General features: G+C 71.6%; 9 protein-coding genes. 5 read left to right on the forward strand and 4 right to left on the reverse strand.

The window, feature by feature from the left end; all coding sequences use genetic code 11:
* Positions 1 to 99 precede the first annotated feature (99 nt).
* The gene (locus tag CH341_RS24880; protein ID WP_111421672.1) at positions 100 to 1,116 is read right to left on the reverse strand and encodes a DUF58 domain-containing protein; all 1,017 of its coding nucleotides are present in this window, start codon (positions 1,114 to 1,116) and stop codon (positions 100 to 102) included.
* 5 nt (positions 1,117 to 1,121) lie between these two features.
* A complete protein-coding gene (locus CH341_RS24885) occupies positions 1,122 to 2,126 on the reverse strand; it encodes an AAA family ATPase (RefSeq protein WP_111421673.1) in 1,005 nt (334 codons plus the stop codon).
* Positions 2,127 to 2,367: 241 nt separating this feature from the next.
* Here CH341_RS24885 and CH341_RS24890 point away from each other — a divergent pair, with 241 nt between their 5' ends.
* Genes CH341_RS24890 through CH341_RS24910 form a run of 5 tightly spaced genes read left to right on the forward strand, consistent with a single transcriptional unit; the run spans position 2,368 to position 5,963 of the window.
* Positions 2,368 to 2,991 (forward strand): DUF1285 domain-containing protein, encoded by a 624-nt coding sequence (locus CH341_RS24890; RefSeq protein ID WP_111421674.1) that lies wholly within the window; start codon positions 2,368 to 2,370, stop codon positions 2,989 to 2,991.
* Positions 2,988 to 3,653, forward strand: coding sequence for a CoA pyrophosphatase (locus tag CH341_RS24895; RefSeq protein ID WP_111421675.1), 666 nt, complete (start codon positions 2,988 to 2,990; stop codon positions 3,651 to 3,653). The genes CH341_RS24890 and CH341_RS24895 overlap by 4 nt, the downstream gene beginning before the upstream one ends.
* A 43-nt stretch (positions 3,654 to 3,696) precedes the next feature.
* A complete protein-coding gene (locus CH341_RS24900; protein ID WP_111421676.1) occupies positions 3,697 to 3,960 on the forward strand; it encodes a DUF6111 family protein in 264 nt (87 codons plus the stop codon).
* On the forward strand, positions 3,957 to 5,213 hold the full coding sequence (locus CH341_RS24905) for a CCA tRNA nucleotidyltransferase (RefSeq protein ID WP_111421677.1): 1,257 nt from the start codon (positions 3,957 to 3,959) through the stop codon (positions 5,211 to 5,213). The genes CH341_RS24900 and CH341_RS24905 overlap by 4 nt, the downstream gene beginning before the upstream one ends.
* 6 nt (positions 5,214 to 5,219) lie before the next feature.
* Complete coding sequence (locus CH341_RS24910) at positions 5,220 to 5,963, forward strand: sulfite exporter TauE/SafE family protein (RefSeq protein ID WP_111421678.1); 744 nt, start codon at positions 5,220 to 5,222, stop codon at positions 5,961 to 5,963.
* 304 nt (positions 5,964 to 6,267) lie between these two features.
* Here CH341_RS24910 and CH341_RS24920 read toward each other — a convergent pair whose 3' ends face one another.
* Together CH341_RS24920 and hemF are read right to left on the reverse strand one after the other, a co-directional pair.
* Entirely contained in the window at positions 6,268 to 7,455 is a 1,188-nt protein-coding gene (locus CH341_RS24920; RefSeq protein ID WP_245431240.1) for an AAA family ATPase, read from the reverse strand.
* A 22-nt stretch (positions 7,456 to 7,477) separates the two neighbouring features.
* A partial coding sequence (gene hemF / locus CH341_RS24925; protein WP_111421680.1) for an oxygen-dependent coproporphyrinogen oxidase occupies positions 7,478 to 8,180 on the reverse strand: 703 nt, incomplete at its 5' end.

An 8,180-nucleotide genomic window follows, 5' to 3' on the forward strand; every position in this document is an offset into this window, starting at 1 on the left:
GCCGCGGCGGCACCAGGCGCAGGAGCCACCACAGAAGCGGCAGGCTGACGAGGCCGATCAGGACCAAGGGAGACGCGAAGGCGAGCGGCAGCCCGGGGATCATGCGGACCTCGCTTCGGCGACGGTCTCGGCATCGGCGTCGGCGGCGACCTGCGCCTCCTCGATGGCGGCCGCGTCGGCGGCCGGCTCGGCCCGCGGCGGCGCCGCACCGGCACGGCCGACCGAGAGCCGGGCGTGGAGCTGCAGCATCAGGTCGGTGGCCGGACGGTCGGTGCGATGAACGACGAAGCTCCAGCCGATGCGGTCGGTCTCGGCGCGAATCTGGCTGCGATGGAGCGCGATGCGGGTCGTGTAATCGGCGCGCCACGCCTCGGCGCGGCCGGCCGTCACGGCGCCGAATCCCTCGGGCTCGACGAACTCGACGCGCCCCGAATACGGGAACGTCTCCTCGGCCGGATCGACGATCTGCACCACATGGCCGTGCGCACCGGCGGCGCTGAGCCGGGCCAGCGTCTGCCGAATCTCGCCGATCGGGCTCCACAGATCCGACAGCACCAGCACCTCGGACAGCGGCGACGGCGAGAAGGCCGGCGGCAGGCTGGTGCGGTCCAGCGGGTCGTGCAGGAAGGCCTGGACCATGCGGTCGATGACGTTGCGGTTCGCCGTCACCGGCATCAGGCCCGGGATGCCGACGCGCTCGCCGCCCTGGACCAGAACCTCGCCGAGCGCCAGCGCCATCACCAGGGCGCGCTCGAGCTTCGCGTCGGTCGCCAGCCGCGAGCGGAACGCCATGGAGGCCGAGCGGTCGGGCCAGATCCACACCGTGTGGGCCGCCTCCCACTCGCGCTCGCGCACATAGAGGTGCTCGTCGCGGGCGGAGCGGCGCCAGTCGACGCGGCCCGAGGATTCGCCCGACACGAAGCGGCGGTACTGCCAGAAGTTCTCGCCCGGCCCGGCGCGGCGGCGGCCGTGCAGCCCGTGAATCACGGTCGCGGCGACGCGACGCGCCTCCAGCACGAGTCGCGGCATCAGGGCCGCGAGGCTGCGGCTCGATGCGCCGGCGCGGTCGAGGGCCAGCCGTTCGGGCGACGGCGAGGCGGTGGGGGTGGCCGCCATCTGGCCTATCCGACCCGGCTCTTCAGCCGGCCGATCAGGCCCGGAACGGTCTCGCCGTCGGCGCGGGCCGCGAAGGTCAGCGCCATGCGGTGCTTCAGGATGGGCTCGGCGAGCGCCAGCACGTCGTCGATCGACGGCGCGTAACGGCCTTCGAGGAGCGCGCGCGCCCTCACCGCGAGCATCAGCGCCTGGCTGGCGCGCGGGCTCGGGCCCCAGGCGATCAGCTTGCCGTCGGGCCCCTCTGCGCCGGGCCGCGCCGAGCGGACCAGCTTGAGGATCGCCTCGAGCACCGACTCGCCGACCGGCAGACGCCGCACCAGCCGCTGCGCCGCCATCAGATCATCGGCCGTCATGGCGGCCTTCGCCTTGGTCTCCTCGGCGCCCGTGGTGTCGAACAGGATTCGTCGCTCGGCGTCGAGGTCGGGATAGTCGACGTCGATCTCCATCAGAAAGCGGTCGAGCTGCGCCTCGGGGAGCGGATAGGTGCCCTCCTGCTCGAGCGGGTTCTGGGTCGCGAGCACGTGGAAGGGCTTCGGCAGGTCGTGACGCACCCCGGCGACCGTGACGTGCTGCTCCTGCATGGCCTGCAGCAGCGCCGACTGGGTCCGCGGGCTGGCACGGTTGATCTCGTCGGCCATCAGGAGCTGGCCGAACACCGGACCCGGAATGAAGCGGAAGCTGCGCCGGCCGCCGGGATTCTCCTCCAGGACCTCGCTGCCGAGAATGTCGGACGGCATCAGGTCGGGCGTGAACTGGATACGCTTGGCGTCCAGCCCGAGCACCGTGCCCATGGTGTCGACGAGTTTGGTCTTGGCGAGGCCCGGCACGCCGACCAGCAGCGCGTGACCGCCCGCCAGGATGGTGATGATGGCCTGCTCGACGACCCGATCCTGGCCGAAGATGACGGTGCCGACCGCCGACCGCGCGGCCCGCACATGGGTCGCCGTGGCCTCCGCGGCGCGGACGATCATGTCTTCCAGCTTGTCGAGATTCTCGCCGCTCACCGCCATGCGGTACTCCTCGTGGGGTCCCGTCGGACCGTCTCGTTCGGCCGGTGCACACCACCGGTCGCCGGCCTGCCATGCATCAACCGGGCCAGCCGGCTGTTGCGCCCGGCCGTTCCCTCTCACACCTATGCACCATAGGCTATCGAGATGAGTCGGGGCGGCGCAACGCCCCATCACGATCCCGCGACCTGCCGTCCGGGCTGTTCGGCCGCAGCGCGCGACGCATCACAGGGTAAGTCGAACCGTGGCGAAGGAAGGGCAGAGCGGCAGCGGCACGTTCGAGGCGCTGTCCGGCGCCGTGCGCGAGGCGGCCCGCCGCGGGCCGCCGCCCGTGCATCTGTGGAATCCGCCCGACTGCGGTGACATCCCGATGCGCATCGCCGCCGACGGCACCTGGTTCTACCAGGGTAGCCCGATCGGGCGCCCCGCGCTGGTGAAACTCTTCGCCTCGGTCCTGCGCCGCGACGGCGAGCGCTACGTCCTGGTCACGCCGGTCGAGAAGTGCGGCATCACGGTCGACGACGTGCCGTTCCTGGCGGTCGAGATGGTCCGCGACGCAGGCGAAGCGGGCGGGGCGCCGGTGCTGCGCATCCGCACCAATGTCGACGACTGGGTGACGTGCGGCGCCGAGCATGCGCTGCGCTTCGAGCCGGAGGCCGGCACGGGCGGGCTCAAGCCCTACCTCCACGTGCGGCGCGGCCTGTGGGCCCGCGTCGTTCGGCCGCTGTATTACGATCTCGTCGAGATCGGCGAGGAACGCGAGATCGACGGCCGCCGCATGTTCGGCGTTGCCTCGGGCTCGACCTTCTTCCCGATGACTCCCGCCGATACGCTGGCCGGGCACGATCCGAAGGACTCTCCGCAATGACGGCAGTCGAGCCGGCCGATCCGCTGACCCTGGGGCACGGCTTCTTCGAGCGCGCGCGCGAGCGGCTCGACCTCGCCGTGCCGCCCGCCCTGACGGACCCGGAGCAGCCGGCGACGCGCGGCGACATCGACCTCGATCCCGAGCTGTGGGCCCAGGCGGGCGTGATCCCGGCGCGGCCCGCCGCCGTGCTGATCGGCGTGATCGACCGGCCGGAGCCGGGCGTGATCCTCACCCAGCGCACGACGAGCCTGCCCAACCATGCCGGCCAGATCGCCTTTCCGGGCGGCAAGATCGAAGCCGACGACGCCACACCGCTCGACGCGGCGTTGCGCGAGGCGGAGGAGGAGGTCGGGCTCGACCGCCGTCACGTCGATCCGATCGGCTATCTCGACCTCTACTGCACGTTCTCGGGCTTCCGCATTCTTCCGGTGGTGTCGCGGGTCGCGCCCGGCTATACGCTGACCCTCAATCCGTCCGAGGTGGAGGACGCCTTCGAGGTGCCGCTCGCGTTCCTGATGGACACGCAGAACCACGCGCTGCACAGCCGCGACTGGAAAGGCCTGCGACGGCGGTTCTACGTGATGCCGTATCAGGAGCGGTACATCTGGGGCGTCACGGCTGGAATCCTCCGCAATCTCTACGAACGGGTGTACGAGAGATGATCCGCTCTGCCGCCGGCGAACCCGGACTCTGCGACGTCACGTCATGATCCGTCCTGTCCTCACCGAGCTCGCCCTCTTCCTCACCCCGTTCGTGCTCTACGCGGCCTATCTGGTGGCGACCCGCAACGGGCTGGTGGATCCGCAGGCCTGGCGGCTGCCGGTGCTCGGCTGGCTGACGCTCGCGGCGCTGGTGCTCCTGATCGCCAGCTTCGTCGTCATGGCCCAGTTCAGCGGCGCGCCGCCGAACTCGACCTATGTGCCGGCCCATATGGAAGACGGCCGGTTCGTCCCGGGCACGACGCGATGACGTGGCGGCGGCTCGCCGCGGCGGGCTGGCTGGCCGCCGAGCCGCTGACCCGCGTGCTGGCGCTGCTCGACCGCGACGGCGAAGAGGCGCGCGTGGTCGGCGGCGCGGTGCGCAACGCGCTCCTGCGCGAGCCGGTCGACGAGGTCGACATCGCCACCACGGCGCGACCCGAGGAGGTGATGCGGCGTGCCGTCGCAGCCGGGCTGAAGGCCGTGCCGACCGGCATCGACCACGGGACCGTGACGATCGTCGCAGCCGGACGCCCCTTCGAGGTGACGACGCTGCGCCGCGATGTCGAGACGTTCGGCCGCAAGGCGGCCGTCGCGTTCGGACGCGACTGGCGGGTCGACGCGGAGCGGCGCGACTTCACCATGAACGCGCTGTCGGTCTCGCCCGACGGCACGCTGCACGATCCGGTCGACGGCCTCCCCGATGTCGAGGCGCGACGGGTGCGCTTCATCGGCGATCCGGACCGGCGCATCGACGAGGATCATCTCCGCATCCTGCGCTTCTTCCGCTTCCACGCCGCGTACGGCAACGGCGCCTTCGACGGGCCCAGTCTGCGTGCCTGCATCGTCGGTCGCGAGAAGCTGCGCGGCTTGTCGCGCGAGCGCATCCGCATGGAGCTGACCAAGCTCCTGCCGGCGCCTGCCGCCGCCGCCACCCTCGCCATGATGGCGGATACCGGCATTCTCCAGCTCGTGCTCGGCGGGATCGGCCGATCATGGGATGTCGCAGCGATGGGGGCGCGCGAGCGCGAGCTCGGCTTCGCGCCGGACGCGACGCGGCGGCTCGCGGCGCTCGCCGTGCTGGTCGCGGAGGATGCCGACCGGCTGCGTGATCGCCTGCGGCTGACCAACACGGAGCATCGCCGCCTCGCCGCGATGGCGGAGCAGTGGCGGGGCCTCGGCGCCGCGACCACCGAGCAGGCGGCGCGCACGCTGCTCTATCGGCTCGGGCCGGACCTCTATGTCGACCGGGTGATGCTCGCCTGGGCCCGGGCGGGTGCAGAGGCGGAGCGCGAGGCCGCCGCGTGGCGCCTGCTGGCCACCCTGCCGCAGCGCTGGCGGGCCCCGAAGCTCCCGTTGCGAGCCGCGCGCTTCATGGCCCACGGGCTCGCCGGCGCCGCCCTCGGCGCGGCGATGCGCGACGCCGAAGCGGCCTGGATCGCGGCCGGCTTCCCGTCCGACCGCGAGGCCCTCGACCGGGTCGTCGCAACCGTCCTGGCCGGCCGATCGTCCCCGTCGGACTGATCCCCCATGTACGACGTGTCCCCCGTCCAGCTCCTGATCATCGCCGCCGCCGGCCTGATCACGTCGGTGATCGGCGGCGTCGCCGGCTACGGCACCGGCGCGCTGATGCCGCTGGTGCTGGTGCCGATCGTCGGGGCCGAGCCGGTGGTTCCGATCATCGCGCTGTCGGCGATCTTCAACAACGTCTCGCGGGCGACGCTGTTTCGCGACCTGGTCGACTGGCGGCGGGTGCGGCTGGTGATCCTGCCGGCGCTGCCGACCTGCGCGCTCGGCGCCTGGGGCTACACGCTGCTGGACGGCCGCGGCGCCCTCGTCGTCATCGGCAGCATGCTGGTGCTCAGCGTGCCGCTGCGACGGACCCTCAAGGGCCGCGGCGTGACGCTCGGCAACGGCGCGCTGGCGACCAGCGCGGCCGGCTGGGGCGTGCTGGTCGGCGGCACATCGGGCGCCGGCATCATCCTGATCTCGCTCCTGATGGCGGCCGGACTCGAGGGCGCGGCCGTGATCGCCACCGATGCCGCGGTCTCGACCGTGATGGGCGTCCTGAAGTTCGGAGTGTTCGGCGTCTCGGGCGTGATCACGGCCCAGGTGGTCGCGGTCGGCCTGCTGATGGGCGTCATCGCCGTCCCGGGCGCCTGGCTCGCCAAGCGCCTCACCGAACGCCTGCCGCTGCGCGTGCACACCGCGATCCTCGACGCCGTCGTGATCACGGGCGGCGCCGCCATGCTGTTCCGTGCAGCGACGTTCTGAGGCGGGAGGTCAGGGCCGCAGCCCGCCGGACAGCGCCAGCCCGGCCCCGAGAAATGATCAGCGTCTGGACGCCGGTGGTCCGGAACATCCACTTCAGGATCTCGGCCATGGTCGCGTCGACCTTCGCCTCGAGCCGCGGCTCCGCCTCGTTGATCCGGGTGTCGAGCCGCCCTCCGCCTGCTCGGCCGTCATCTTCGCCTTCTCGCGAAGAGCGCGGGCGAACCTGAGCGTTTCGAAGGTGGCGACGGTCATGAATGCACCATGGCAGAAACGGCCATGTCCGAGGAGAGGCTTGCTCCCAACCTCACACCTCCTCGTCGTCCGTCTCCTCGTCGGCGAAATCACCCGCGAGGCGGAGGCCGTCGAGCCAGGTCTCGCCGTTGCGCTTGATCACGGTGCGGGGCGTGACGCCACCGTGCTCGGCGAAGGCCTGCGCCAGCACCTGCGAATGGGTGACGACCCAGATCTGGCTGCGCGTCGCGGCCCGGGCGATCATGCGAGCGAGCGGCGCCAGCAGTTCCGGGTGCAGGCTCGCCTCCGGCTCGTTGAGCGCGATGAAGTCCGGCAGGCGATAGCCGAGCAACGCCCCGGCCAGCGCCAGATAGCGCAGCGTACCGTCCGAAAGCTCGGCCGCCTCGAAGACCCGCTTGGGGTAGTCGGGGAAAATCAGCCCGAACGAGGCCGTGCGACCCGGCTGCGGCACCACCAGCCTGGCGCCCGGGAAGGCATCGTCGACGGCACGGTCGAGGTCCTCCGTATCCTCGCGGATGTGGACCAGCGTCGCGAACACGGCGGCCAGATCGGCGCCGTCGGACGACAGGGTCGGCGTCGTCACGGCGAGGCAGGGCTGACGCAGCGGCGAGCCGCGGTCGGAGCGAAGATCGTGATAGAAGCGCCAGTCCAGCATGGTCCGGCGCACCGCGTCGATCTCGGGAAAGCGCGCCGCGTCCCGCATGGCCGACAACGCCGTCTCGGAGGCGAGCAATTGCAGCCCGAAGGGCTGCTTGCGTCCCTTGTCGTCGAGCGCCGTGGCGCGCGGGCCGGAGCGTTCGAGCAAGGTCTGCGGACGGCGCCCGCCGCGCAGGACCAGCGTCTCCTGCTTGACCTGCGGCTCCAGCAGGAAGGCCGCGTCCGTGATCTTGGGCAGCCCGATCTCGTGGTGGTACGAGAAGGCGAGGCCGGCCTGGACGTCGTAGGCGAGCTCACCCTGCGCCGTGTCGTCGCTACCGACAGTGAGCTCGACCGACAATTTGATCCGGGCCGGCTGGCCGACCCGTCGCGGGCCGGCCCACAGGGCCGACTCCATGCCGCCCTCGGCGGCGAGCTCGCGCGCCAGCGTGCCGGCCGCCGACGCCTGCAGAAGCTGCAGCGCGCGATAGAGATTGCTCTTGCCAACGCCGTTGGCGCCGACGAAGACGGTCAGCGGTCCGATGGGGAAGCGGATCCCCCGCAGCGACCGATAGCCGGCGGCACCGATTTCTCGAATGTGCATGACAGCCTCGGCGTCGGCTTCCTCACGGCCATCTAACCAGCGGTGGCATCGACGAGAGGATCGATTCGACATTGCCGCCGGTCTTCAGGCCGAACACGGTGCCGCGGTCGTAGAGGAGATTGTACTCGACATAGCGCCCGCGGCGGACGAGCTGCTCGTCGCGCTCCGCCTCGCTCCAGAGCGTCGCCAGATTGGCGCGGACGATCCGCGGATAGGCGGCCAGGAAGGCGCGTCCGACGTCCTGCGTGAAGGCGAAGTCGGCGGCCCAGTCGCCGGAATCCAGCCAGTCGTAGAAGATGCCGCCGACGCCACGCGGCTCGTTGCGGTGCTTGAGGAAGAAATAGTCGTCGCACCACGCCTTCAGGCGCTCGTAGGAGGCGACGGTCGTGTGCGCGTCGCAGGCGGCCCGCATCTCGGCGTGGAACGCGACCGTGTCGGGATCCTCCTGGGTGCGGCGCCGGTCGAGCACCGGGGTGAGGTCGCCGCCGCCGCCGAACCACGCCCGCGTCGTGACGACGAAGCGGGTGTTCATGTGGGCGGCCGGGACGTGCGGATTGCGCGGATGGGCGATCAGCGAGATGCCCGACGCCCAGAAGCGCGGATCCTCGGCGGCCCCCGGAATGTCCTTGCGGAACTCGGGCGCGAACTCGCCGTGCGGGTAGAACTGGACGTGCCAGCCGTGGGCGGCGACGCGGGCCGCGACCGGCTCCGAGATGGTCGGCAGC

The sequence above is a fragment of the Rhodoplanes roseus genome (assembly GCF_003258865.1).
Lineage (GTDB): Bacteria > Pseudomonadota > Alphaproteobacteria > Rhizobiales > Xanthobacteraceae > Rhodoplanes > Rhodoplanes roseus.

Excerpts from the sequence above, each read along its gene's own strand:
- CH341_RS24880 (WP_111421672.1), bottom strand. The coding sequence starts at position 1,116 with ATGGCGGCCACCCCCACCGCCTCGCCGTCGCCCGAACGGCTGGCCCTC.
- CH341_RS24885 (WP_111421673.1), bottom strand. The coding sequence starts at position 2,126 with ATGGCGGTGAGCGGCGAGAATCTCGACAAGCTGGAAGACATGATCGTC.
- CH341_RS24895 (WP_111421675.1), top strand. The coding sequence starts at position 2,988 with ATGACGGCAGTCGAGCCGGCCGATCCGCTGACCCTGGGGCACGGCTTC.
- CH341_RS24900 (WP_111421676.1), top strand. The coding sequence starts at position 3,697 with ATGATCCGTCCTGTCCTCACCGAGCTCGCCCTCTTCCTCACCCCGTTC.
- CH341_RS24905 (WP_111421677.1), top strand. The coding sequence starts at position 3,957 with ATGACGTGGCGGCGGCTCGCCGCGGCGGGCTGGCTGGCCGCCGAGCCG.
- CH341_RS24910 (WP_111421678.1), top strand. The coding sequence starts at position 5,220 with ATGTACGACGTGTCCCCCGTCCAGCTCCTGATCATCGCCGCCGCCGGC.
- CH341_RS24920 (WP_245431240.1), bottom strand. The coding sequence starts at position 7,455 with ATGCACATTCGAGAAATCGGTGCCGCCGGCTATCGGTCGCTGCGGGGG.